The organism is Duganella fentianensis, assembly GCF_009857835.1.
GTDB classification, from domain to species: Bacteria; Pseudomonadota; Gammaproteobacteria; order Burkholderiales; family Burkholderiaceae_D; genus Rugamonas; species Rugamonas fentianensis.
The window spans coordinates 1,754,984-1,779,482 of record NZ_WWCL01000001.1 but is presented as its reverse complement, the minus strand read 5'-3'; the positions used below and the strand labels follow the sequence as shown (position 1 = coordinate 1,779,482).

The window sequence follows — 24,499 nt, the reverse complement described above, 5'->3', positions numbered from 1 at the left end:
AACGCCGCTGAGTGGTTCCGTCTTGTTCTTTTCGTCATGCCTTTGCTCCTAAAATCCGGCCTTGCGGCCGCTATTGTGAAGCAAGGCATCCACTTATCCTACTGTCCGAAAAACCGGAACCGCTTCTTGAACTAGCCACTCCGGAATTCGTTTGGCAAGCGGTACAGCGGTTTATTGCAGGTGAAAGCCAGCCATTTTTTGGTCCATCTACAGACTTCGACTTAGTTGCCGACGATCGGCGCTTTCCGCCTAAAGCAGTGTTTGGAATGGCACTATCAATGGCTACAGGCGGCCAAGAGGTTGTCCCGAAGAATTTTACTGGTGGCGAAGGATCGGCTTGCTTCCGTTTATTACGGGCAGCCGGATACAGCGTTATAGCTAAGGATGCGGAAACAACCACTACTACTCCTGCCAATGATTTAGAACAAGAATGGGCCGAAGGCTCGGTTCTCTTAGTTTCGCATCTCAAACGGGAGCGAAGTGCGGGATTGGCTAAAGCAAAGAAAACGCAATATCGCCGGTTTCATGGCAGACTTACGTGTGAACGATGTGGACTTGACCCAGTTAAAGAATACAGCTCAGAGGACGGCGAAGCCTGCATAGAGGTGCATCATGCCAAGGTGCACGTAAGCGAAATGCTGCCAGGACACAAGACTTCGCTTGATGACCTGCAGTGCCTTTGCGCTAACTGTCACCGTTTCATTCATCGGCAACTGCGGCAAAGCGATAGCCCAACTGCCCTACAGTAGAGGGGGGGGGGAGCCAAAGCTGGGGGGGCATTGGGACTATTGGATCAGCACAACCTTCAAAATTTTTGCGACTGATTACAAGTAAATTTTTCAGACTTCATCATAAATAAAACGCGGTCGAATATTTTTAGCCAGATGAAAATCTACGAGATATTCACTCAAGCGACAATTATGAAAGTCATCTATTTTCGTCCCCTACGAGATTTCCCTGCTTTGGCGGCTAAACTCTACTTGCAGCATTCGACACAAAATCAACGGTCCAATCTGAAAATTGCCACTACTGTCAATCAGCGGCAGCGGTCCGAACTGAGTGTGGGTATAGAAAAGGTAATGGCTAAGTTCGCAGAGGTTATGGTACGCCTAGCTCGGATAGAAACTAAGGTTGACCAGCTAACGAAAAGTAGTGCTATCAACTTGGCCACATAGTCGTGACATCTGAATCCTGCTTGATCCAGCCATATGCACTTGCTAAAATTGACCCCAGTGATAGAGTTTGCGCGTCGGCCTAATAAACCGAAAGCAGGCGGGACGTATCGCTCACAAGGCCAGACTAGTTCTGGCCTTGTGCTTTCAGGGCAGCTACTGCAATCTCTGGCTTGACATGCATACAGCCGATCACACAACCCATTCCGAACTCAGGTTTTCCGCTTGCTGTAATACGGTCTGTATCGCATCCTCCTGCTGATCTGGCGGGTATTTATATTTCCTCAGGATTCGTTTCACCATCAGGCGCAGCTTGGCACGTACGCTTTCGCGCTGCGACCAATCGACGCTCACGTTCTGTCGCAGATTTTCCGTCAGTTCGTGTGCAATCAGCTTCAGGGTTTCATCGCTAAGTTCACGAACTGCTGATTCGTTGTTAGCGAGCGCATCATAGAAGCGGATTTCATCATCAGTCAGCCCCAGCGACTCGTTGCGGTTCGCAGCCTCCTTGAACTTCTTCGCCATCTGAATCAGCTCTTCAATCACCTGCGCCGTCTCAATCGATCTGTTCTGATAGCGCTTAATGACATCGGTTAGCAGCTCGGAAAACTTCTTGTTCTGCACGATGTTGCCGCCGAACTTGCTTTTGATCTCGCCTTCCAGCAACCGTTGGAGTAATTCAACAGCGAGATTGCGTTCTGGCAGATTGCGGACTTCCGCAAGAAAGTCATCATCGAGCAAGCCGATATTAGGTTTATCCAGTCCGACCGCGTCGAAAATATCCACGACTTGTTCCGAAACGACGGCCGAACTAATGATCTGCCTGATCGCTAATTCTCGTTCCTCATCCGTCTTCTTCTTGTTGCTGATTTCGCGCTTAGTCAGCAGTACTTTAATGGCTTGGAAGAATGCGACTTCCTCGCGCACCGCCTTTGCTTCATCCAGCGTACAACATAGCGAAAACGCCTTGCTCATCGCCAGCGCATGATCAGCCCAACGCTTCTTGCCGTCCTTTTCAGTAAGCACATGGTTCGCTGCTCCAGCCAACAGTTTGTGACCGCCCTTCAGGAAATTGCTGTAGTCAAAGCCCTGTAGCATGGCGCGAAGAACTTCGAGTTTCTCTTCAAGAACCGCATATGCTTCATTCGCATCGACTGTCGGCCTACCACGGCCATTGCTTGCGGTGTATTCTTTCAGTGCCTTTTTGAGATCGTTGGCAATGCCGATGTAATCGACCACCAACCCGCCTTGCTTGTCTTTGAACACCCTATTCACCCGAGCGATAGCCTGCATCAGGTTGTGGCCTTTCATGGGCTTATCCACATACAGCGTATGGACGCAGGGAGCATCGAAACCAGTCAGCCACATGTCGCGCACAAGCACCAGACGTAACGGGTCAGCCGGATTCTTGAACCGCTTCTCCAGATCCCTCTTTACCTGCTTTGAATAGATGTGTGGCCGCAGCAATGGCTTATCGCTGGCTGAGCCTGTCATCACGATCTTGATTGCACCCTTGGTCGGATCTTCGTCGTGCCAGTCTGGGCGTAGCTTGATGATTTCGTTGTGCAAGTGGACACAGATATCGCGGCTCATTGCCACTACCATCGCCTTACCGCTTTGTGCTTTTGATCGCTCTTCAAAATGCGCTACCAAATCAGCGGCAACTTGTCGGATGCGAGGTTCAGCACCGACGACTTTCTCCAGTGCAGCCCATTTGCTTTTCAGCTTTGATTGTTCGTCGCCGTCTTCGCCTTCGGCCAGTTCATCAACTTCGGCATCCAGTTCGTCCAGTTCCGCTTCCTTCAGCCCTAACTTGGCGAGCCTTGATTCGTAGAAGATGGCAACCGTAGCGCCATCGTCCTTCGCTTGCTGCATATCGTAGACGTGAATGTAATCACCAAACACAGCACGGGTATCACGGTCTTCGCCAGAAACCGGCGTGCCAGTAAAGGCGACAAAAGTAGCGTTAGGCAGTGCATCACGTAGATGCTGGGCATAGCCGACTTGATAGCCTTTATCGTCGCCCTTAAATTTCGCTTCAAAGCCGTACTGGGTGCGGTGCGCTTCATCGGCAATCACCACTATATTGCTACGCTCCGACAGGACAGGGAAACTGTCTTCGTCTTCGCCAGGCATGAATTTCTGGATGGTAGCGAATACGATGCCGCCCGAAGGTCGATTGCCCAGCTTTGCACGTAGGTCGCCACGGGTTTCGGCCTGCACCGGCTGCTCGCGCAATAAATCCTGTGCCAATGAAAATACACCGAACAACTGACCATCGAGGTCATTGCGGTCGGTGATGACAACAATCGTTGGATTCTCCATCGCCGATTCACGCATGACCCGCGCAGCAAAGCAGGTCATGGTGATACTCTTGCCGCTGCCTTGCGTGTGCCAAACCACACCGCCTTTGTGGCTGCCGCCTGGGCGCGACGCAGAAACGACTTGGTTGATGGCAGCACGGACAGCGTGGAACTGGTGATAACCAGCGATCTTCTTGATCAGTTTTCCGTCATCTTCAAACAGTACGAAGAACCGCAAGTAATCCAGGATGTAGCGTGGAGCGAGAATGCCACGAATCAGCGTTTCCAGCTCGTTAAATTGGCCGAGCGGATCAAGCGTGACGCCATCGATGGTTCGCCACTGCATAAAGCGTTCTGCATCGCTCGATAACGAACCAAGACGAGCTTCACTGCCGTCAGAAATAACCAGTACTTCGTTGTAGTTGAAGACGTCGGGGATCTGCTCTTTGTAGGTCTGTATTTGGTCGAAGGCTTTCCAGATGTCTGCGTTTTCATCGGCTGGATTCTTCAGTTCCATCAGCACCAACGGCATGCCATTGACGAACAAGATGATGTCAGGGCGACGGGTATGCTTGGGTCCTTTGAGCGTGTATTGATTCACGGCCAGCCATTCGTTGGCGGTGATGTCCGCGAAATTGATAAGGCGAACAAAGTCGCCGCGCGTCTCGCCATTCTTCTGATACTGCACCGGAACGCCATTGACGAGCAGGCTGTGGAAATGGCGATTTGCCGACAGTAAGGCCGGTATGCCTATGTCCATAACCTGCTTTAGCGCGTCTTCGCGGGCTATCAGCGGGATCGTAGGATTCAGGCGGTTGATAGCACCAAGCAAACGCTCAACTAACAGCGGCTGCTGATAGTTTTTGCGCTCTGGATATTCGCCGTCCGGAGCAATCGCATAGCCGTTGACATAGTGGTAGCCAACCTCTTGAAGCCAGCCAACTGCTTCGCTTTCCAGTTGGTCTTCGGTCATGCTCATGAGACAGCCTCGTCAACCATGCTTTCTACATCGGCTATGCGTAGCTGACCAGAGATTAAGCGGGGAAGTAGTGTGTCGCGAAGTGATGAAAGTGTAGTCACTAGTTCCAGATTTTCTTTCATTCGCTCCATCACAGGTGAGATGCTGATTTCAAACAGATCAATTATTGCCTTTGTTGGGTAGATAATCGTTACGCCATCTAGCGTGCTGCGAGTGATCGTGTCGAAGACTGAGCCATGTGTCCGCTGTTTTAAGGTTTCAACAATAAGGTAGGTGCTGAAATATGTGAAGTAGCTATCATTTGCCTTACCGCTCAGTCCGTAGCATGACTGATTCATTGCCATTATTCGACCAGTCAAGGCCAATTTCCCAACCGTTCCGCGCGCGGAAATGATCGTTGTCCCCGCAGGTAAAAGCTTAGTTGATGAGTTACTTACTCCAGCTTCCGATATATGCTTTTCAGTATCGATAACGAAAACATCGCTCAACTTTGGAGCGTCAACAACCGAATACCAAGGGATATCTCCATTCCAGTATTCTGTATTCGCTGTCTTCGGAGTGCCGCCACCGATAACAGTAACTGTTTCAGTAAAAGATCTAGGCTCCCACCCCTTAGGCACGAACCCCAACTCCGATTCCTCAAAACCATTAGGAAACAACGCCGCCGTCGCTTCATCCATGCCATCCGGCTGTTGACCACCTTGCTTTGCACGAACCGGATCGAAATCAACGAACCACGACTTGAACAAGGCTTGCGCTATGGCTTCGAGCGTGGCGTTCATTTCGCGGAGCAGTATTATGCGTTCGTCGATAGATCCAAAAAACTCGGCAAGTTGACGTTGCTCTCTTATCGGCGGAATCAAGATCGGGATTGCCTTAATGATGTCCGTATTAATATTCGGCATCACCGCCCCTACAGCGTGGGTCCTCAACCATTGATATGTTTTATCACTAGATAGATATCTAGCCAAATAATTCGGATCAAGATCCTTCGTCTTTAATCGAAGGAGGAGCGCGCCTGTTCCACAAAGTGCACCGACATATCGTTTATCTACAATTGCAGAAAGTCCAGTTGCTTGCGCACCTCGGCGTGCAAATAAAATATCTCCAAGTTGTAAACGGTGACGATCAAGCTCGGATGCCTTTTTTTCACTTACCCTAGGAACTTCGATGTCGCGAATATAACCGCGACCAATCGCTTCAGTTGGAATTACAGGCACACCGATATCTACATAATCGTGGCTGTGTAATTGTGACCCAAATGGCCCAGTTTGTACGACAGCTTGGCCTTTCAAAATTAGCTCGGCGATTGTTGAGGTAGGCCAATCAGAACGCATAACCTAATCCTCCCAGCTTCTTCCGAATCAGCACATCCAGCTCAGCTCCCTTAGTCATTTGTTCGCCCAGCTTCTCGGTAAGCCTCTGCATTTTTTCCGGAAATGCTTCATCGTCGTCTTCGACTTCTTCAGCACCGACATAACGACCTGGTGTCAGCACATAACCATGTTCCGCAATTTCGACAAGTGAGACACTGCGGCAGTAACCAGCGACATCTGCATATTCGCTAGCCCCCTCGCCACGCCACGCAGAAACAGTCGCAGAAATGCGGCCGATGACGCCATCGGTGAATTCGCACTGAACGCGGCTTATCATGCTGCCAAGTTTGCGAGCATCTATAAACAGCACTTCACCTTTGCGTGCAGTCTTTTGCCTCGCAAGGAACCACAAACAGGCTGGAATCGGTGTATTGAAGAATAGTTGACTAGGCAACGCGATCATAACTTCCACGACATCCGCATCAACCATTGCACGACGAATATCGCCTTCACTGTTCTGGCTTGAACTCATGCTGCCATTAGCTAGCACTATACCGGCACGACCAGCGGGCTTTAGGTGAAACAACATGTGTTGCAGCCATGCATAGTTCGCATTGCCTTGTGGGGGCGTACCGTATACCCAGCGAGGATCGCCTTCCAGACTTCCATGCCACCAGTCGCTGATATTGAACGGTGGATTAGCAAGCACAAAATCTGCGCGTAGGTCTGAATGTTGGTTACGGACAAACGTGTCGGCTGGTTCGCGCCCAAGATTGAAATCTATGCCGCGAATAGCAAGGTTCATTGCAGCCAGTCGCCATGTAGTCGGATTGGCTTCCTGCCCGTAAATGCTGACGTCGCCTAGCTTACCGCCGTGTGATTCGATGAAGCGTTCGGACTGGACGAACATGCCGCCTGAGCCACAGCACGGGTCATAGACCTTGCCGTGGTGCGGCGCCAGTACGGCAACTAGTGTTTTGACGATGCTGGCTGGGGTGTAGAACTGTCCACCACGCTTACCTTCCGCACTGGCAAACATACCAAGGAAGTATTCGTAGACCTGACCGAGTACATCGCGTGCGGTATTAGCATCGACTCCGAAACCGATCTGCGATACAAGATCGACCAGTTCGCCCAGTTTGCCATCAGGTAGCTGCGCGCGCGCATAGCGTTTGTCTAGAATGCCCTTCAGCTTGGGGTTCTCGATTTCGATCAGTGACAATGCATCGTCAATGCGTTTGCCGATGTCTGACTGTTTGGCATTGGCACGGATGCTTTCCCAGCGTGCAGCTTCAGGCACCCAGAACACGTTTACTTCACGGTAATAGTCGCGATCCTCCAATTCTTCAGCCAACAATTCGGCATCACAATCCTGCAGAAAGTAGTCATCATTTTGATCTGCGAATCGTCGCGTTAGCTCTTCGCGGCGGGACTGAAATGTATCGGAAATATATTTGACGAAGATCAGGCCGAGTACAAGGTGCTTGTATTCGGCGGCGTCCATGTTGGCACGGAGTTTATCGGCGGTAGCCCATAGTGTTTTTTTAATGTCGTCAATCATTAGCGAGGCTCATTGCAAAGTTGCGTTCTTCAATAGCAACCATTTTGCCGTATTCTGCCAACAATCGAAATGAAAAACTTGCCATATCTGCAAAAATATACTTTGCAAGCAGAATCAGGCAAAGCCGTAACACTCCGCTGACATACAGAGCGTAAATCTTAAGTTCTCTATTGAAGCACCGCCTAAATTGGGCGAGTAAGAGTTCTTAACTACGCTGAGCCACAACTGATAGAAGTTAGCCGCGACTTAGGGCTTATAGTGCAGTGCAATCAAACGATCTGCCTCAGCTTCTGCACCCGCCCTCGCAATTTTTTGCAGGGACATTTTTGGCACGTTGTTTGTAATCCAAAGCATCTTGGCGTAGAGGGTCGGCGACATGGGCAAATTCAGTCCTTTGGGCAGCAGGCCGGTAACGTCGTTCCATGGCAGCTTGCCTGTCTCGTGCACAGAATTCGTCGTAATACCCGAGTTCGGCCCAAATACAAGTTGCTCATTCTGAGGCTGAACCGATTCACTATTAGCACACTGCTCACTTTCGACAAAGTCATCCTGATGCCTATCTTCGAGCTGGACTTGCTCATCGTCTTGTTGCCAGTATTGATTCAACAATGCAGCTACGGCATCCAAAACCTCATCCGCGCTAGGACGTTTCCTACTAATCATCTCTCCTCCTAAAATTGCGAATCTCGGGTCCCTTGATTAACCCGCAGCTACATGCCTTAATCCCTTTACTTGACCTCAACCGAGACGTTTGGTGCCCTTTTCAGCTTTGGCCGACCGAGTTCAGTATCACCATCGGTCAGACACATGAATTGAACCTCTGCCTTGGGGTAGTTACCGAGAACAAATGGCGGTTGAGCCTCTTGAGTGTTCACAACTTGAAGGGACTTACTTTGTCCAGCACAGTAAGCCGCAGCTTCCTGAAATGCCTCAGCCTTAAGGGTGCCGGACCCACTGAAGCCGGTTGCCGCCTGACGGCTCACCATATAGGTGTCCTTGCCAATGGGGATAATGCCAGAGTTGCTGGCGCAGCCAGCCAATGCCGCTGCGGTAATAGCTGCCAAACAGTATTTCATGAACATTTTGCCTCTTCCGTATCTGCGTGATTGCAATGCCACGGAGATACTAAGGAAACCTTAGTACGACGTCAACGAAAAACTCAGAATATCTTAGCCTTTAGGGGCTATGAATGTCGGTCTTCTCCAATAGATTGAAAGAAGCGCGCACCCGCGCCGGGTTATCACAGGAACGGCTCGGCGTGTTGGCAGGCATCGATGAAATGTCATCGAGCGCACGGATGAACCAATACGAGAAAGCGAAGCACGAACCGGATTTCACCATGGTCGAGCGAATAGCCAAGGCACTGAACGTACCTGAGTCCTACTTCTATGCAGCCGACGACGAAGCAGCATGGCTGCTGGTAACCTTTCATCGCCTACCGCGCAGCGCACGCGACAAAGTGATGCAATTTACTCGCGAAGTGGCAAGTGAATAGGATATGGTTTCATGGCCGTCTATTGCCATGCTAAACTTTGATCAATGCGATGGGTTTGAACAGATTGAGTCACGCAGCGATTTGACGGTATTTTTGACGGTACGCGGACAGTGAGCCAAACATAAAAACACGATTTTATGAGGCATACAAGGCACTATTCGATTCCGGCTCGGGCACCATCAACATCCATAAGGCTTACCTTAAAATTCGGCAACAAAAAAGTCTACTTATTTTGTTCCGCAATTTTAAGTTTGTTCCGCAAATCTCAGTTACCACCTGCGCGCGGAACTCACCGAGCCGGCCTACGCCGTGCGGCGCTCACGCAGTGCCATCGACCAATATTCGCCCAACTTTCAGTCATGTTTAAGACCGGGGCAACTCGCTCCAGATGAGTCTTACCGTCGATGCCCGATATGGAAGAGGGATCAAATACGGTATGAGCAATTGAATATCTAAGGCAAGCGGGGGTGCAATGCAAACTCCGGGTCAAAGCTCAATGCAGTTGAATCAGGATACCGCTCCTATCGCAAATAAAGACCATCGATCACGGTAAGCATCTCTGCCGGAATCCGCGCGCGCAGCTCGCGCATAAACTCCTCCGGTATGCCCCACAGCATTTCGGCAATAGGGCCGGCAATCGCGGCCTGCGTATCTGAATCCCCACCCAGAGCAACGATTTTCCGCATACAGTCTTCAAACGAAGTTGACAGCAGCGCACAGGTGATCGCCTCGGGGACCGAGGGAATTGCCAGCTCGGAATGTACACAATCGCGCTGGACTATCTCAAATGGCCGAGACAAATCGTAGCCAAATGCATCCTCAAGTGCAGCCCTGATCTGAACCTGCGACGCCTTGTTCTTTGCCATCCAGATAGCTTGTGTGGTGGCTAATGCCGCATTCAATCCAAGATGATGATCGTGAGTACATGAAGTTACCAAGGTAGCCTTCTTCAGTGCATCCTCCAGGGTATCACCCAGCATAGCCGCAGCGGAGACGCGCATCGCACCACCGTTGCCAGCGCTACCGTATGGTTCATCATCTGGATTATTTAGCCAGACCCAAAAAATGGCACCGTAGCCACCACGCTGAGGCTTGAATCGCTGCGCCCAGGCACGCATGGAGGAAGCGGGGTCAGTGTTGTGCAACAAGGCATCAGCCACTGCCACCGTCATAATCGAATCATCCGTATAAGCACATTGGGGAGAAAACAACTCGAAGCGTTCATGCTTAATCCGATTGAATTCCCATGGCGACCCGATAAGATCCCCAAGCAGCGCTCCGTACATAGCTATCCCTGTGCAGTTTTACCAAGAGTGCAAGGCTAAGACCAAATTAAGAAAACGTCAACTATCCGCAACGATCTCCGTAGCCGCTACATTGTTCTGGATAATCTTAAAAAAGACGGCGCCTATGCCGATGATTGCTCCGCAAAATGCGAGCTCCCCGTACTGGACCAGGGCTCCTATACAGCCTTGAGGTCGCGTAGTTCGACTATCCCCGCCCGGGCCAGCCGCTCGATCTTGCTCGCCTTGATTTCGGAATAACCATCTGGCTGGACAGCCTTTAACACCGCCATCGCTTCGGCAAACCGCCCCAACTGGCGCAGCAACTCACCGCGCTCTAACGGCGCCTCGGCATCGAGCTCAAACAAGGCAAGCAGGCGTAATCGGTTGGTGTGTGCCAGTTCTGGTGCGACGAGCGGGAGCGAGGCAGCGGATACGCCGTCGTTACGGGTCCGCTGATGCTCGCTGGAAGCCCACCATAGACGTCGACGCAGGAAAATTTCGCGGTCATCCGCAGCATCAGGCGAAAGCCCATCCAGCGCTTCGATCAGATCGTCGGCACTTTCCAGTCCGCCGAATCCCCGGGCTTCCTTGATGCCGGCCGGCAGCGCGGCCCACTCCCGCTCTTTGCGTAGCCGGCCTTGCCGGTCGCCAGTTATGCGATGCCATAGACGGGCCAGAGGATGGATCTCGCGCGGTGCCGTTGGCTGCTCCATGATTGCAGTGACATCTGCTATCCAGACGATGCCGCTACAAGACGGACAGCGGCCTACGGTAGCGCTGGCACCGGACCACCACTGCCCGCTTTTTCCATCCGACCACTCAGGCACATTTTTATCGAAGTGCAGCGATATAAGCGATGCGCGCGTGAAGTAGGCGGCGCATGCGGGACATTGGTATAGCGACGGGGACGAGAAGCGGGTCATGGGTATTTTGATTACGATTGAAATGGGAATGGTGACGTTTTCAGGCACAGTGAGTGGGCGGCACCACCTTGGCGCAGCCCTCTTCCAAGCTACCGGCCGCGGTCACGCTGCGCCTCCTGCAGCAGCCAGTCGCGGAAGGTACGGATGCGCGGCAGGCCGGCACACTCGGCGCGATATACCACGTAGTATGCCAGCGGCGACGCGTAGCGGATCTTGCCGAACAGGCGCACCAGCCGTCCGGCCACCAGATCGTCGCGCGCCATCACGCTGCGCGCCAGCGCAATGCCGTGACCTTCCACGGCCGCCTGCAGCACGGCCGCCGAATTATTGATCTTCATGCCGCGCCGGCCATGGCCGCCTTCAACACCGGCCTTCTGCAGCCACGCCACCCAGCTGGGAAAACCGGCGTGGCCATCCATCGACAGATCATGGATCAGCGTCTCCTGCGCCAGATCGGCCAGCTTTTTCAATCGTCCCGCAGGGCGCAGCAATTCGGGTGAGCAGACCGGATAGACCTCTTCTTCCATCAGCTTTTCCGCTATCAGTCCGGGCCAGCTTCCCAGTCCGTAGCGCACGCCGATGTCGATGCGCTGGGCGGCGAAATCGACCGCTTTGAGATTGGTATCGAGCCGCACATCGGTATCCGGACAGGCCGTCTGGAAGCGGTCTATACGTGGCAACAGCCACTTGGCGGCAAAGGCCGGACTGACGGTGACCGTCAACACCCCGTTGAGCGAACCTTCCCTGAGCCGTTCCAGCCCCAGCGACAGGCGCTCGAAGCCGGCGCGGATTTCCGGCAGAGCGCGTTCCGCCGCCTCGCTGGGCACCAGCCTTGCCCGTCCGCCTGCCGCACGATGGAACAGCGACGCGCCCAGCCATTCTTCCAGCGTCCGCACCAGCTGGCCCACGGCTGCAGGCGTCACATTCAACTCGGCCGCCGCGGCAGAAAAACTCTGATGGCGCGCACTGGCCTCGAACGCGCGCAAGGCATTGAGGTACACGGGAGTTTTCATGGATATAAAGTTTTTCTATCGATGACAGACATTTTATCTGGTTTGTTATTTGTCCGCAGCCAGCGCAAACTGCATTCCATCAAAGGATAGATGCACCACAGCGCGCAACTGCTCTGTGGGTGCATGAAGTTTTTATTTATATGCCGCAAGGCTGGAACAGGGAGTCATGATGCGCAATCAATTCGCAGGCAAGAAGTTGCTGGTGGTAGGCGGGACCAGCGGCATGGGGTTTGAAGCGGCACGCAATGTGCTGCAACAGGGAGGCAATGTGCTCATCGTTGGCCACCGTCCGGAAAAGACGGCCGAGGCACGTGATACGCTCGCAGAATTCGGTCCCGTGCGAGCCTTGAGCGCCGATCTGACCAGCGAACTGGGACTGGCCCAACTCCTGCAGATCATGGATGACGAGCACACTGACATCGATCTGCTGGTCAACGCTGCTGGCGTATTCTCGCCCAAGCCTTTCCTGCAGCACGCCGAAGCTGATTACGACCGGTATATGAAGCTCAACAAGGCGACCTTTTTCATCACCCAGAAAGTGGCAAACAATCTGGTACTCAGCGCCAAACCGGGCGCCATCGTGAATATCGGTTCGATGTGGGCCAGACAGGCCATCGCCGCCACCCCGTCTTCCGCCTATTCGATGGCCAAGGCCGGCCTGCACTCGCTCACCCAGCATCTGGCCATGGAACTGGCGCCGCAACGGATCCGTGTAAATGCCGTTGCACCGGCCGTGGTGCAGACGCCTATCTATCAGGGCTTCATTCCCAAAGACGAAGTGGATGGCGCACTGCAGGGATTCAACAGCTTCCATCCGCTGGGCCGCATCGGCAAGCCGCAGGATGTGGCAGAGGTCATTACCTTCCTGCTGTCGGACAAGGCGGACTGGGTCACGGGCGCCATCTGGGATGTCGATGGCGGCGTCATGGCCGGCCGTAACTGAACGGGCGGCAGGCAGGTGCCGATCAGGCTTCGGGCGGCCCCATACGGTGCTTATGCACGGCCACCGTCTGCGCACGGTAGATGCCGCTATGCCCGGAGCACAGATAGGCCATCACGCAGGCCAGCGCCGCGTAGGGGCCTAGCTGTGGCCCGAACAGTTCGATGGCCATGATGGTGCAGGCCAGCGGCGTATTCGCGGCGCCGGCAAACACCGCCACAAAGCCCAGTGCCGCCAGCATGCCGAACGGCAGTTGCAGCAGCGGCGCCAGTGCATTGCCCAGAGTGGCGCCGATAAAAAACAGCGGCGTCACTTCGCCGCCTTTGTAGCCGCTGCCCAGAGACGCGACGGTGAATGCCAGCTTGCCTGCACTGTCCCACCACGGCAAGGGTTGCTGGAAGGCTTCCATCATCACGGGGATGCCTAGTCCGATGTAGCGCTGCCCCAGCATGTACACGGCCAGTGCCAGCACCACGCCACCAGCCAGCGCGCGCAGGGGCGCGTACGGCAGGTAGCGCTTCAGTAGCGCCGTCAATGCATGGGTGCTGCTGGCAAACAGCCAGGCCGTCAGGCCGAACGCCAGCCCGGCCAGCAGCACGGCCAGCAAACTCCAGGCACTGATGGCCGGCAGCGCACCCGCCGCATAATGGCTGTGCTGTATGCCCCAGGCCATGCATACCTGATCGGCCAGTATCGCCGCCAGCATGCAGGGGAAAATCGCGTCGTAACGCAGCCGGCCTATGGCCAGCACTTCCAGCGCGAATATGGCGCCGGCCAGCGGCGTACCGAAGACGGAAGCAAAACCGGCGCTGATGCCGGCCATCAGCACGATGCGGCGCTCCTCGTGCCTAAGCCGGAACAGATGGGTGAGCTGGTCCGCCAGCGAGCCGCCCATCTGCACAGCCGTGCCTTCGCGCCCCACCGATGCGCCGAACAGATGGGAAATTACGGTTGCCCCCAGCACCAGCGGCGCCATACGCAAGGGGACAACCTTGCGCGGGTCATGGATTTCATCGATCAGCAGATTATTGCCCGCTTCGACCTGTGTGCCCACTTTCAGATACACCCAGCTCACCAGCCAGCCGGCGACGGGCAATAGCCAGATCAGCCACGGGTGGCTGATGCGCGTGGCAGTGGCCAGCTCCAGCGCCCACAGGAACAGTGCCGAGGCAGAGCCGCTGGCAGCGGCAACCAGCGCGGCAAGTAGCGTCCATTTCGCCAGATAGGGCAGAATGCGGAGAGCGGAGAGTGGATGGCGGGAGGTCATGGATTTTGCATACTAGCAAAATCCCACCTGCAGGACAATTGCAACGGCCCTGAACAGGCCCGCACTTCAGGCCAGCCGTGTGAGCGGGTCGGCCAGTATGTTGTCGACCTGACGCCGCGCTTCGTCGCAGGCAGCGTTGACGGCATCGAGCTCGCGTGGCCGGACGAACTGCAGGGTCGCCCCTTCGAACACTTCCAGCCCGTCCGCTTCCACCCGCGCCAGATCGCAACTGGCCGTCCACTGCCCGCCCGTGGTGGGCAGTGCCGTCGGCAGGATATACCAGCCCTTGTAGAGTATTTTGTCCATGTCGCGCTCCATGCCAGTCGGGTTTAGCCTAGCATGAAGCGCGGCAGCGGCGCGCACGACTGGCGCGCAGCGGCTTAATCGTCGCTATCGGACGGTCCCACGCGGCCGATAGGCTGCTCCATGTTGGCGAGGAACCAGGTCAGCGAAGTCAGCACCGCGACGTGGCGCTTCAGTTCCAGCGTATTCACCTTGTCCAGCGTATCGGCTGCCGTGTGGTGGTAGTTGAAGTAGAACGACGAATCCACCAGCGGCTCGAACACCGGCACACCGGCGCGTTCCAGCGGGCCGGTGTCGGCCGCGCCGGCGATATCGCGCCGCTCGAACACGCCGGCACCGATAGGGCTGAGCGCTTCGCGCAGCGGGGCGAAGTATTTGACCATGGGCGCCGTGACGCTGCCGATCAGGCCGAACGGACGGCCACCGCCGCTATCCGATTCGATCGCGGCGAAATGCTTGTCCAGCAGGTTTTTATTGGCGTCGAAATAGGCCTTGCCGCCACGGGTGCCGTTTTCTTCATTGGCCCAGGCGATCACGCGGATGGTACGGCGCGGATGCAGATCCAGCTTGCGCAGCGTATCGATCACGCCCATGGCTCCGGCCACGCCGGTACCGTCGTCATGCGCCCCCGTGCCCAGATCCCACGAATCGAGGTGACCCGAAACGATCACCACTTCGTCCGCCTTGTCGCTGCCGGGCCAGTCGGCGATCACGTTGTAGCTATCGGCGTCCGGCAGGGTTTGCGGGGTCAGGGTCAGATGCATCTTCACGGGGCCGCGCTTGAGCAGACGGTCCAGCAGCAGCACATCTTCCGTAGTAATCGCCGCCGCCGGAATGCGCTTGCCTTCCGTCAGACCGGTAGCACCGGTGTGGGGAATGCGGTAAGTTGCGCCGCCCACCGAGCGCACCAGCGCTGCTGCTGCGCCCATCTCGGCCGCCATTTTCGGACCGGCATAACGGAAACCGGCGCCCGGGCCATAGGCCGCACCGGCATGACCACGGTCGGCCAGCTCCTGATCGAACGGCACATCCAGCAGCACGATGGCGCCTTTCACTTGCGCGGCCCTGGCTTTCAGCTCTTCAAAACTGCGCACCACCAGCACGGGCGCCGTCAGGCCCTGCGCCGGCGTGGCACCGGAACCACCGAGCGCCGTCAGTACGATCTTCTGGGTGATGCCGGCCGGACGGCCCGCATAGTCCACCAGTTCCGCCGTTTCCGCGCCACGTACCCAGTGCGGCACTTTGACCGGCTGCAGCGTCACCTTGGCGCCCAGCTTGCGCATGGCATCGGCCACCTGCTCCACGGCGGCCGCATAACCGGCCGAACCGGACAGACGCGGGCCCACCAGATCGGTCAGATCGGCCAGCCGCTCGTAAGCCCAGTCGCTCTCCATGGCGGTGGCGCGGATGCGGCTCAGCGTCGCCGCATCATTTGGCGTGGCAGCGGAAACGGCGCCGGCGGCAAACAGGCAGCTGGCGATGGCGGTCAGGGCAAACTTGGTAGCTTTCATGGTTTTCCGGATAGGGGCAAAGAAAGAGGCTGAATGGAGCCAGAGCATGGCTTAGACGAAAAATGATCTAAACGATAACCGATCATGAGGTTCTTGTCATTAATGTTGATTTGTTATTGCCACTGCACTACCATGATTCTTCAACCTGTTGAAGAAAGCGCCTATGCTCAAGGGGAAACTGTGCACGGTACGTCACCTGCTCACGGCCGATCTGAACACCTTCATCGCGCTGGTCAACGACCTGCCCTCGCGCGGCGACTACTTTTCCAGCCACTTCAAGTCCCCCGAAACCCTGCGCAAGGAGTTCGCCCAGAGCAGTTTCGTCACCGAGGACAGCGAACTATTCGTGATTGAAGACCAGCGCCACCACATCATCGGCGTCATCACCCACTTCAAGAGCCGTACCCCGATCACACGCGAAATCGGCTACCGCCTGTTCGACGCCACACTGGCGGGTCAGGGCTATGTCACCGAAGCCTGCCAGCTGCTGGTGGACTACCTGTTCAAGACCCAGACCTACCACCGGCTGGAACTGCTGATGGCGCCCGAAAATCTGGCCTCGGTACGGGTTGCGCAGAAGTGCGGCTTCCGGGCCGAAGGCGTACTGCGCGAGAGCTTCTTCATTAACGGCCATTACCAGAGCGTGCAGTTATTTGCCCTGCTGCGGCCCGAATGGCAGGCCGCAAGGCGCTAATTGTTACAAGGCTTTACCAGTTTCCCGAGTTTGTAAGCAGGTGTATAAGACGTGGCACTCTGGCGCCACTGCTTTATAGTGAACTCACTGGCTCAGCGATCCTCCCGATCCGGCCTACGCAAGGGGAATACCATGTTGAACAAAAAATCGATAATGCTGGCTTTAGTCACCGCAGCGGCGCTCTCGTCGTCGGCCTATGCCGGCGAACGCGAGTTCAACACGCTGGCCGGCGCCGTGGTTGGCGCCGCCATCGGTAACAGCAGCGGCGGCCGCGACGGCGCCATCGTCGGTGGCCTGATCGGTGCTGCCGTGGGTAACAGCATCCGTAGCGACGACCGTTATTACGACCGTGGCCGCGGCGGCCGCTATGTCGAAACCCGCGTCTACACCCGCCCTGCCCCCGTCTACTACGAACCGGCGCCGGTCTACTATGCCCCGCCACCACGCGTGGTGTACGTGGAACCTGCCCGCCCTTACTACCGTGAAGTGCGCGAATATCGCGAATATCGCGACGACCGCTGGGAACACCACCATCACCACGACCGCGGCCGCTGGTAACAGCGCATCGCCCCCAAAGACTAGCCCCGTGCCGCCACACGGGGCTTTTTTCATTCCCCCCGCTAGCCAGGTGACACACAGCTAGCGGGGGAATGGGATGACTATCATAACGCTGGAACTGGGCCACTACCGGCTGCAGGAACAGATAGGCAGGTCGGCATATGGCGTGATCTGGCGCGCCAGCGGGCCAGCCAATACGCGCGATGTAGCACTCAAATTCATCAATCACGAGCAGATGGCGCAGGCCGAACCCGCCCTGCGCGAACGCTGGATCGCCAGCGCACTGAATGAAATCGGCTTTCTGCAGGCGCTGGAACCGTGGGACGAGCGGCACATCGTCCGCCTGCTCGATAGTGGCTGGCATCAGGGCTTGCCGGTACTGGCGCTGGAACTGCTGGCCACGGATCTGGGCCGGCATATGCAGGCGCAGAAAACCCATCAGCAGGCCGTGCCGCTGCCCCGCCTGCTCAGCTGGGTCAGCCAGATCAATCAGGCGCTGGCCAAGGTACACCAGTATGGCTGGCGCTACCTCGACCTGAAACCGGCCAATGTGCTGCTGGACTGGGGCCTGCAGACGGTCAAGCTGGCCGATTTCGGCACCAACCGCCATGGCCTCTACACCGAGCTGCATTCCTACGCCGGCACCGCCAACTGGCAGGCACCCGAGCAGTTCTTCCCCCAGCCGGAAGGCAGCTACCAGAGCTCCGCTGCCAGCGACTATTTTTCGCTCGGCGCCATGCTGTATTTTCTGGTCACGGGCGGCACGCCCCTGCAATTCTGTGCGGCCTGCGGCAATGCCTATCGCAGCCACCAGAATGCCGGTGCCGGCCTGCTGCTGCAGGCTAGCGGCGGCCTGCTGCCCGCCACCTTGCAGGAAGATGAAGTGGCGCGCTTCTGCGCCGCCCTGCCCGAGGCGGCACGCGACAGCGCCCTGCTGTTGCTACGCAGCCTGCTGCATGCCGATCCCGCCCAGCGCCCGCGCCACGCTATCCAGATCAGCCGCATGCTGCATGCGATACAGGGCATGCAGCCCGAGCGCAACTACCTCGATGTCACCGATCCCGTGCGCGGCATGCGTCGTCCCACCGCCGCCAACGGCTGGCAAACCATGCGGAGCGCATGATGCTGGCCCGCCTCATCCGGTTTGCGCCACGCTATGGCGCACACGCCTACCTGCCACAGCGCAGCGCACGCTCCCGCCCGCAGCGACCAGCGCTGCCCCTGCACACAGGCGCTGCGATCTTTGCCGCGCTAATGCTACCGGCAGCGCTGCTGGCGCTGCAGCTGCTGGCTACCCTGCGCGCACCTGCCGCATGGCAGCCGGCCAGCATCGCGGTTCGTCTGGCCGCTGGCGACAGCATCGAGCTGGGCGCGCGGGAACTGGCGGCTGCACAGGCCGACCGGCGCCATCTGCGGTTGCGGCACGACGCGCAGCAAGGCTGGATGGTGCAGAACCTGAGCAGCACCCACCGGCTACTCCTGCAGTCAGGCGACACCGAACAGCACAGCGGCAGCAGTGTGCTCGCCAGTGGCCAGCGCTTCCAGCTAGGCACAACGCTGTTCCGGGTCGATAGCGAGAATGGTGGCAATCTGGCGTTCAGCACAGCAGAACACCACTGGCGCTACGATGGCGCCGTGCTGTATCCCGATGGCAAGCGTCAGCCGGCCTGCCCGCAGAGCCATGGGCTGGCGCGGCTGGCTGGCTACTGGAATGCCTACCTGCCGCGCTGGCTGGCACTGGCCCGTCCGCTCACGCTGGGCGGCAACCTGTATTGCGATAACCGGCTGGGCCTAGCTCAGGCCAGCCCGGGCTCGGCACTGATCACCCGCGAGCATGGCCGCTTCCTGCTCCATGCCGGCAACCCCGACGGCGCGCCCCTGCCCGTGCTGCTCCTTCCCCGTCACACCGACGGCCAAATGCAAGTGCAAGAACAGGTACAAGATATCCGCCGTCAGGAATTGCCCGTGCCCGACGCCGGCACCATCATCATCGGCCACACCCGCTTTGCCATCGCCCTCCATGATGACACGCTGACCCTGCGACCTACCCAGCACGTGCAGCTGTATACTGCTCCCGAAATATCGCTGCCTCAGGCCGTGCAATGGCAATGGCAGCAGCGCGAACTGGGACTGGCCAAGGCAGCAGCGCCGGTGCGCACGCTGGCCATCGCCCTCGCTATCTGCCTTGCCGGCGTAATCTGCCTGTATGGACTGCACGCCCTCTCCGCAGCGCCGCATGCACAAGGCAGTGGTCCGATAGGCACGCCAAAAGACCTACAACACAGAACTACGCTAAAGAACAGGCTAACCAGTGCACTGACAGCGGCACTGACGGTGACGACCGCCCTACTGCTACTGGGCTGCGCACTGGCGGCCATGCTAATGCAGCGCAGCGTACAGGCACCGCCGGCGTCACTCTCGCTGCTGCTGGCCAGCAGCGCGCTGCTGCTCTGGCTCAGTCATCCGGCACGTCGCACCATGCTCGGCATCTGCGCCTGCAGTCTGCTCGCACTGGGCTTGCTGTCCCAGCTCGAACTGGGGCTGGGCGCCAGCGAATCTGCGTGGCTACGCTTTTACCAGAAAAGCAGTGCCTTACTGGCGCTGGGAGCCAGCGCCACCGCCCTGTGCCAGCTATGGTTACAGCGCAGGAAGATGCAAGGACACTATCTGCCGCAGCGCCAGCTTGAATGGCTGCTGGCAGGCTTCGCAGCCGTAGCACTGGCCGGCCTGCTGCTGCAGGTAGTCTTTGGCGACGAGACCGGCGTATTCGATCTGCAACCGGTAGAACTGGCCAAGCTGGCCCTGACTGCGCTAACTGCGCACTGCCTTGCGCTGCGCTTCAGCTGGCACGAAGCGGGCACCAGCCTGTCTGCACGTAGCGGCCGCTGGCTGCACCTGATCGCGCCAGCCCTGCTATTCCTGATGCTGCTAGGGCTGGCACTGGTGCAGGTCGATGACTTTTCACCGCTGATACTGCTGCTGGTCTGGTGCAGCGCCATGGCTCTGGCCTATGCGCTGGCTGCACGGCGGCGCGGCCTGCTCGCCGGCGTCATTGCGCTAGGTCTGCTGGCCGTGGCAGCCATCACCGCACTACGCCTGCTCGGCAGCGACGAACTGATACGCTGGGGCTTCTATGCCGACCGCTTCCTCGTCTGGCTGCACCCTGCCCTGCATCCCCATACCGGCCAGCAGCTGCTGGCCGGCGCTCAGGCCATAGCCGACGGCGGCTGGTGGGGCAGCGATCAGCGTCTGGGTTTGCTGACGCTGGGCCAGCACGCCAGCGACGTGCTGCGCGTGCCGGCCATACAGGATGACTTTGCCGCCTCCTTCTTCCTCAACCGGCACGGCCTGCTGGCAGGGCTATTGCTGTGGTGCCTGCAGGCCAGCCTGCTCTACGCGCTGGTGCGCACGGCATGGCAGAACTACCAGCTGGCACTGAGCGCACGCCACTTCCGCCAGGCGTGGCTGGGGCGCTTCCGCTATTTCGCCCTGTGCGGTGCGGCCGCACTGGTACTGGGCCACTTCCTGCTTTCATGGGGCACCAATCTGGCCATCTTCCCCATCATGGGCCAGCCCATGAGTTTTCTCTCCGCCGGTGGCAGCCACCTGCTGTTTTTCCTCTGCCCCCTGCTAGCCTTCAGTGCCTTCAGTGCGCCATCCATGCAAGGAGAATGAATCATGCCAGTCTATGTACAACACGAGATATTGCGCCGCATCCCCGACGTTTTTAACGCCGAGGCTTTATGGCAGGCGCCCGGTCTATCGCTATTTTCGCGCCGCCCCCTGCTGCGCGATCTGCTGGAACGCAGCCCGCGCGAGCATCGCGGCCGCGCCGCTACGCGCTGCTTCAGCCACATCACGCTGGCGCTGCCGCAGGAAGAAGTCGACGACGACTACCACCTGAGCCGGGGTGCCCGCGCACGCGATCTGGCGCAATCGCTGACCAGCTTGCACCAGAAAGATTTTGCCGATCTGCTGGGCGGCGAGCAGGTGCGCTACGACGTGATCGGCACGGATACGCTGGGCGCGGGCGAAGTGGAAGTGCGCTTCGGCCACGCCGTGTATCTGCCTGCGCCGGACGAGAAGGTGCTGTACAACGTCAGCCTGTCGCGCGATAGCGCCGTGTGGCACCCGGTCTGCCCCATCTACCCGGCCCAGCGACTGGTGCTACTGGGAGCAGCCGGCAGCGATGCCAGCCATCCTAGCGCCCACTGGCCATTCGGTCCCGACGCCACACTGCTGATCCTCAACGATGGCGCCGATACGCCGCCAGTGGTGCAGATGCGGCCCAAGGAAGGCTATAGCTGCAGCTACGATGCGCGCAGCGGATATTACGTCATACGCACGCTGCCCGAAGTAGCCGGCGGCACGCGTTTGCTGCTCAAGGTCAGCCGCAGCGCCAGTGCGCCCGCCCGTAGCCACGCGGCTGGCGCGGCGTTGCCTCCGGCCTCGGCACCAGCATCGGCCAGCGCGGCACAGCCGCGGCCCGCCGTCTGGCAGGACAGACAGAACGGCCTGTCCATGCGCGATAGCGATGCCGGCAGCGTCAAAGCTCAGCACCGCCCTGTCAACGCCGATGTAACCGCCATCCCCGTCCAGCACAAGCCGGAACTGGCCAGCAGCGAAGGCGACGCCACCTACGCCCCCACCAGCGCACAGCGCGTCAGTCTGGTGGCACTGGCACTGCCCCGCCTGAGCCGCTACCGCGAGACCGGCACACAGGCACTGGCACTGCCGTTCAACCGCAAGATGGCACTGGCGCCCAGCGCCGATGCCGTGATCAGTTTCATCGTCAACAGCAATGACGAACTGTATGCCGCCAGCGCTGAAGGCAGGGAGCGCATCAGCGCACCGGCGACCTTCGCGCCCGTCGATGGCACCAGCATAGCGCTACTACCTGCTCCGGCGGCCATGGCCGAACGCTATTGCGCCTTACTGGGACTGGCGCGCCCGCTGAGTGCCGCAGCGCCGGCCGGCGCCCGCTTCAATTTCGGCCGCAATTCGGCCGTACTGGCCGGGCTGCGCATACTGGGCGAAGCCCGTTTCCTCCAGCGTGCAGGGGGCGCATGCGCCGGAGTGGAACGTATCGGCCTGTCGCGCGACGCCTTCAGCTTCGAGGCCACGCCACGCGGCTTTCTGATCGGACGCCTGAGCACCACGCAGGCGCTCTACCACCTCGACGATAAGCTGGCATGGGTAGCGAACATCGAAAGCGCCAGCACGGACGCGCCCTACCTGCTGCCGCGCGGCCACCATCTGGTAGCCGGTCCCTACGTGCTGCGCTTTGACGCCTGATGCGCGGAGCCGCCATGAACTTACCTCTGCCGCTAGCCGCAGCCATCTATCCTGCAGCGCTGCTTGTCACACTGGTGCTGGCCGCCTACTGCACGCCGCGCCGCTGGTGGCGCCAGCTGAACCTGCGCGCCATCGCCGTTACGCTGGGCGGCACACTGCTGTTTGCCCAGCTATTCAGCCACTGGCTGCTGCCTGCCCATGCTGCCAGCGGCGTAGTGGACAGCGCGAGCACCAAAACAACGGATAGCGTCAAGACAGCGGCCAGCAGCGGCCACAGTACTGCCACATCCGCCCGCGACGACAATGCCGCCGCTCGGCAGTCCGGCGCGGCTGCGGGCAGCGCGGCTAGGGCGCAGCCATTCATCGTGCATCACGACCTGAACCTGCGCTATGCAGCCGGTGTGCAAGCCACCCGCATGCGCACCATTCCGGCCGGGGCACTGGTCACACCGACTGGCCAGCGTCAGGGTGACTGGTGGCAGATCAGCGCCTGTAGCGGCGGCCAGTGCAGCACGGGCTGGGTCAGCAGCCTGTGGCTGCGCCGCAGCGAAGAAACGGCAGGCCAGACGCATGAACACTAAATCGCCTGCCAGTTGTGCCGCGCCGGTCCGGTTTTCGGCTAAGCTGTGGCCTTTCCCACCGCGCCGTACAACCGCCCCAGCTATGACCAGCCTGACCGACCAACTGGATTTCGGCGCCAGCCTGAGCGTGGCAGCCCGCTGCGAAGCCAGCATCAGCAAGCTGCAGATGCCGGAAAATCAGGACAATCTGCTGCTGATCGACGCACGCGGACAGGCCGTCCTGATGCACCAGCAGCAGCCGCTCAGCCTGACCGTGGCGGACTGGCCAGCCGGCCATGTGCGCCTCGCCGTGCTCGATGGCATGGGCGGCCATGGTCATGGCCGCGAAGCTGCCGAAGCGGTAGCGCAGGCACTGCTGCAGGTGCCGGCCTGCCACACGCTGCAGCAACTGGGCGAACAGCTCGATGCCCTGCACCACCGCCTGCAGCAGCAGTTCCGCCAGTTGCACGATACCGACAGCTTCCGCCGCCCCGGCACCACGCTCACCTTGCTGGAAATCCCGGCCGACAGCGCCCCCTTGCTGTACCATGTGGGCGACTCGCGTCTGTACGAAATCAGCGCTGAAACCGTGCGCCCGCTCACGGTCGACCATGTGCCCGCCACTGCCTACGCCATGCACGGCCTGCTCGACGAACAGCAATGGTGGCAGCAGGTGCACGGCGAACACCGGCCCCAGATCGCGCAGGCCTACATCCTCGGCAATGCGTTCGATAACCCGCAGGTGCTGGACGACGGCCTGCATGCGCTAGATCAGGCCAGCTTGCCTGCCTTCCTGCAGCATCTGCCGGACCGGCGCGCGCTGACCCTGCGCAGCGACGCGCTCTACCTGCTGGCCACGGACGGCTTCTGGTCCTGCGCCCGCCCCGACCTGTGGGTGGCACGCTGGCCGGAACTGCTGGCCCGGCCCGGGCAGCCCGTCGCGGCGGCGCTCGAAGCGCTCTACCACGACTACCGCCAGCATCCGCCACCGGCCCTGCACATCGATAACCTGAGCGCCATCCTGCTGCGCCCGCTCGTGCCCCGCCACGGCAATATTGACGAAACAGCACTACCACAAGCAGCAAAGCCGCACGATTGATGCGGACGTGGCAAAACTGCCATGAGCGCCGCAAAAATCGCCACGACGATAGGTGATCGGATTGCCAAACAGGGCAAAAAGCGCCTACACTGAGGGGTATCCCAGTGCCGGTTCATCATGAAAAAATGCAGTAATGCCCAGCATCCGCATTGCACCTACTGGGTCATGCCTGGAGCGCCTACGTGCGAGGGTGGCCACACCCAGCCTGCGCCGTCCAGCTTTGA

21 protein-coding genes are annotated in these 24,499 nt (G+C 58.5%); 10 read left to right on the top strand and 11 right to left on the bottom strand.

Translation table 11 applies throughout. The features are described from left to right. The first annotated feature begins 11 nt into the window (after positions 1 to 11). A complete protein-coding gene (locus tag GTP23_RS23185; protein WP_503826611.1) occupies positions 12 to 749 on the top strand; it encodes an HNH endonuclease in 738 nt (245 codons plus the stop codon). A 615-nt stretch (positions 750 to 1,364) separates the two neighbouring features. Here the strand turns inward: GTP23_RS23185 and GTP23_RS07770 are convergent. From GTP23_RS07770 to GTP23_RS22570, 5 genes are all read right to left on the bottom strand, one after another. Continuing rightward, positions 1,365 to 4,448: a type I restriction endonuclease subunit R gene (locus GTP23_RS07770; RefSeq protein ID WP_161034693.1), complete on the bottom strand. Its 3,084-nt coding sequence runs from the start codon at positions 4,446 to 4,448 to the stop codon at positions 1,365 to 1,367. A gap of 2 nt (positions 4,449 to 4,450) precedes the next feature. Continuing rightward, the gene (locus GTP23_RS07765; RefSeq protein ID WP_161034542.1) at positions 4,451 to 5,791 is read right to left on the bottom strand and encodes a restriction endonuclease subunit S; all 1,341 of its coding nucleotides are present in this window, start codon (positions 5,789 to 5,791) and stop codon (positions 4,451 to 4,453) included. Next, entirely contained in the window at positions 5,781 to 7,331 is a 1,551-nt protein-coding gene (locus tag GTP23_RS07760) for a class I SAM-dependent DNA methyltransferase (protein ID WP_161034541.1), read from the bottom strand. Before GTP23_RS07760 ends, GTP23_RS07765 begins: the two co-directional genes overlap by 11 nt. Positions 7,332 to 7,577: 246 nt before the next feature. Beyond that, positions 7,578 to 7,994, bottom strand: coding sequence for a hypothetical protein (locus GTP23_RS07755; protein ID WP_161034540.1), 417 nt, complete (start codon positions 7,992 to 7,994; stop codon positions 7,578 to 7,580). A 65-nt stretch (positions 7,995 to 8,059) separates the two neighbouring features. Next, on the bottom strand, positions 8,060 to 8,413 hold the full coding sequence (locus tag GTP23_RS22570; protein WP_202411951.1) for a hypothetical protein: 354 nt from the start codon (positions 8,411 to 8,413) through the stop codon (positions 8,060 to 8,062). Positions 8,414 to 8,520: 107 nt separating this feature from the next. Between GTP23_RS22570 and GTP23_RS07750 the strand changes: the two genes are divergently transcribed. Next, complete coding sequence (locus tag GTP23_RS07750) at positions 8,521 to 8,826, top strand: helix-turn-helix domain-containing protein (RefSeq protein ID WP_161034539.1); 306 nt, start codon at positions 8,521 to 8,523, stop codon at positions 8,824 to 8,826. A 521-nt stretch (positions 8,827 to 9,347) separates the two neighbouring features. On the opposite strand, the gene GTP23_RS07745 is transcribed toward GTP23_RS07750, so the two are convergent. The 3 genes from GTP23_RS07745 to gcvA all read right to left on the bottom strand — a co-directional run bounded on the left by GTP23_RS07745 (position 9,348) and on the right by gcvA (position 12,048). Beyond that, positions 9,348 to 10,112, bottom strand: a complete 765-nt coding sequence (locus GTP23_RS07745) for an ADP-ribosylglycohydrolase family protein (protein WP_161034538.1) — start codon at positions 10,110 to 10,112, stop codon at positions 9,348 to 9,350. Between the two features lie 176 nt (positions 10,113 to 10,288). Further along, positions 10,289 to 11,035: a hypothetical protein gene (locus GTP23_RS07740; RefSeq protein ID WP_161034537.1), complete on the bottom strand. Its 747-nt coding sequence runs from the start codon at positions 11,033 to 11,035 to the stop codon at positions 10,289 to 10,291. A gap of 89 nt (positions 11,036 to 11,124) precedes the next feature. Further along, the gene (gcvA, locus tag GTP23_RS07735; RefSeq protein WP_161034536.1) at positions 11,125 to 12,048 is read right to left on the bottom strand and encodes a transcriptional regulator GcvA; all 924 of its coding nucleotides are present in this window, start codon (positions 12,046 to 12,048) and stop codon (positions 11,125 to 11,127) included. Between the two features lie 169 nt (positions 12,049 to 12,217). On the opposite strand from gcvA, the gene GTP23_RS07730 reads away from it, so the two are divergent. Beyond that, positions 12,218 to 12,991, top strand: coding sequence for an SDR family NAD(P)-dependent oxidoreductase (locus GTP23_RS07730; protein ID WP_161034692.1), 774 nt, complete (start codon positions 12,218 to 12,220; stop codon positions 12,989 to 12,991). 22 nt (positions 12,992 to 13,013) lie between these two features. Here GTP23_RS07730 and GTP23_RS07725 read toward each other — a convergent pair whose 3' ends face one another. The 3 genes from GTP23_RS07725 to GTP23_RS07715 all read right to left on the bottom strand — a co-directional run bounded on the left by GTP23_RS07725 (position 13,014) and on the right by GTP23_RS07715 (position 16,069). Continuing rightward, positions 13,014 to 14,255: a voltage-gated chloride channel family protein gene (locus GTP23_RS07725; RefSeq protein WP_161034535.1), complete on the bottom strand. Its 1,242-nt coding sequence runs from the start codon at positions 14,253 to 14,255 to the stop codon at positions 13,014 to 13,016. A 66-nt stretch (positions 14,256 to 14,321) separates the two neighbouring features. Continuing rightward, positions 14,322 to 14,561 (bottom strand): hypothetical protein, encoded by a 240-nt coding sequence (locus GTP23_RS07720; protein WP_161034534.1) that lies wholly within the window; start codon positions 14,559 to 14,561, stop codon positions 14,322 to 14,324. A gap of 74 nt (positions 14,562 to 14,635) precedes the next feature. Beyond that, positions 14,636 to 16,069, bottom strand: coding sequence for a M20/M25/M40 family metallo-hydrolase (locus GTP23_RS07715; protein WP_161034533.1), 1,434 nt, complete (start codon positions 16,067 to 16,069; stop codon positions 14,636 to 14,638). 163 nt (positions 16,070 to 16,232) lie between these two features. Between GTP23_RS07715 and GTP23_RS07710 the strand changes: the two genes are divergently transcribed. The 7 genes from GTP23_RS07710 (at position 16,233) to GTP23_RS07680 (ending at position 24,275) form a co-directional block, all read left to right on the top strand. Further along, positions 16,233 to 16,763: a GNAT family N-acetyltransferase gene (locus tag GTP23_RS07710; protein WP_161034532.1), complete on the top strand. Its 531-nt coding sequence runs from the start codon at positions 16,233 to 16,235 to the stop codon at positions 16,761 to 16,763. 132 nt (positions 16,764 to 16,895) lie between these two features. Then, a complete protein-coding gene (locus tag GTP23_RS07705; protein WP_161034531.1) occupies positions 16,896 to 17,321 on the top strand; it encodes a YMGG-like glycine zipper-containing protein in 426 nt (141 codons plus the stop codon). Positions 17,322 to 17,418: 97 nt separating this feature from the next. Next, on the top strand, positions 17,419 to 18,444 hold the full coding sequence (locus GTP23_RS07700) for a serine/threonine-protein kinase (protein ID WP_161034530.1): 1,026 nt from the start codon (positions 17,419 to 17,421) through the stop codon (positions 18,442 to 18,444). Next, complete coding sequence (locus GTP23_RS07695) at positions 18,444 to 20,996, top strand: FtsW/RodA/SpoVE family cell cycle protein (RefSeq protein WP_229255960.1); 2,553 nt, start codon at positions 18,444 to 18,446, stop codon at positions 20,994 to 20,996. Before GTP23_RS07700 ends, GTP23_RS07695 begins: the two co-directional genes overlap by 1 nt. Positions 20,997 to 20,999: 3 nt before the next feature. After that, positions 21,000 to 22,616, top strand: a complete 1,617-nt coding sequence (locus GTP23_RS07690) for a hypothetical protein (protein WP_161034529.1) — start codon at positions 21,000 to 21,002, stop codon at positions 22,614 to 22,616. Between the two features lie 14 nt (positions 22,617 to 22,630). After that, positions 22,631 to 23,197, top strand: a complete 567-nt coding sequence (locus GTP23_RS07685; protein ID WP_161034528.1) for an SH3 domain-containing protein — start codon at positions 22,631 to 22,633, stop codon at positions 23,195 to 23,197. A gap of 82 nt (positions 23,198 to 23,279) precedes the next feature. Next, a complete protein-coding gene (locus tag GTP23_RS07680; RefSeq protein WP_161034527.1) occupies positions 23,280 to 24,275 on the top strand; it encodes a PP2C family protein-serine/threonine phosphatase in 996 nt (331 codons plus the stop codon). Positions 24,276 to 24,499 lie beyond the last annotated feature (224 nt).

Coding starts and splice junctions, on each gene's coding strand:
- GTP23_RS07770 (WP_161034693.1), bottom strand. CDS start 4,448: ATGACCGAAGACCAACTGGAAAGCGAAGCAGTTGGCTGGCTTCAAGAG.
- GTP23_RS07765 (WP_161034542.1), bottom strand. CDS start 5,791: ATGCGTTCTGATTGGCCTACCTCAACAATCGCCGAGCTAATTTTGAAA.
- GTP23_RS07760 (WP_161034541.1), bottom strand. CDS start 7,331: ATGATTGACGACATTAAAAAAACACTATGGGCTACCGCCGATAAACTC.
- GTP23_RS07755 (WP_161034540.1), bottom strand. CDS start 7,994: ATGATTAGTAGGAAACGTCCTAGCGCGGATGAGGTTTTGGATGCCGTA.
- GTP23_RS22570 (WP_202411951.1), bottom strand. CDS start 8,413: ATGTTCATGAAATACTGTTTGGCAGCTATTACCGCAGCGGCATTGGCT.
- GTP23_RS07750 (WP_161034539.1), top strand. CDS start 8,521: ATGTCGGTCTTCTCCAATAGATTGAAAGAAGCGCGCACCCGCGCCGGG.
- GTP23_RS07745 (WP_161034538.1), bottom strand. CDS start 10,112: ATGTACGGAGCGCTGCTTGGGGATCTTATCGGGTCGCCATGGGAATTC.
- GTP23_RS07740 (WP_161034537.1), bottom strand. CDS start 11,035: ATGACCCGCTTCTCGTCCCCGTCGCTATACCAATGTCCCGCATGCGCC.
- gcvA (WP_161034536.1), bottom strand. CDS start 12,048: ATGAAAACTCCCGTGTACCTCAATGCCTTGCGCGCGTTCGAGGCCAGT.
- GTP23_RS07730 (WP_161034692.1), top strand. CDS start 12,218: ATGCGCAATCAATTCGCAGGCAAGAAGTTGCTGGTGGTAGGCGGGACC.
- GTP23_RS07725 (WP_161034535.1), bottom strand. CDS start 14,255: ATGACCTCCCGCCATCCACTCTCCGCTCTCCGCATTCTGCCCTATCTG.
- GTP23_RS07720 (WP_161034534.1), bottom strand. CDS start 14,561: ATGGACAAAATACTCTACAAGGGCTGGTATATCCTGCCGACGGCACTG.
- GTP23_RS07715 (WP_161034533.1), bottom strand. CDS start 16,069: ATGAAAGCTACCAAGTTTGCCCTGACCGCCATCGCCAGCTGCCTGTTT.
- GTP23_RS07710 (WP_161034532.1), top strand. CDS start 16,233: ATGCTCAAGGGGAAACTGTGCACGGTACGTCACCTGCTCACGGCCGAT.
- GTP23_RS07705 (WP_161034531.1), top strand. CDS start 16,896: ATGTTGAACAAAAAATCGATAATGCTGGCTTTAGTCACCGCAGCGGCG.
- GTP23_RS07700 (WP_161034530.1), top strand. CDS start 17,419: ATGACTATCATAACGCTGGAACTGGGCCACTACCGGCTGCAGGAACAG.
- GTP23_RS07695 (WP_229255960.1), top strand. CDS start 18,444: ATGCTGGCCCGCCTCATCCGGTTTGCGCCACGCTATGGCGCACACGCC.
- GTP23_RS07690 (WP_161034529.1), top strand. CDS start 21,000: ATGCCAGTCTATGTACAACACGAGATATTGCGCCGCATCCCCGACGTT.
- GTP23_RS07685 (WP_161034528.1), top strand. CDS start 22,631: ATGAACTTACCTCTGCCGCTAGCCGCAGCCATCTATCCTGCAGCGCTG.
- GTP23_RS07680 (WP_161034527.1), top strand. CDS start 23,280: ATGACCAGCCTGACCGACCAACTGGATTTCGGCGCCAGCCTGAGCGTG.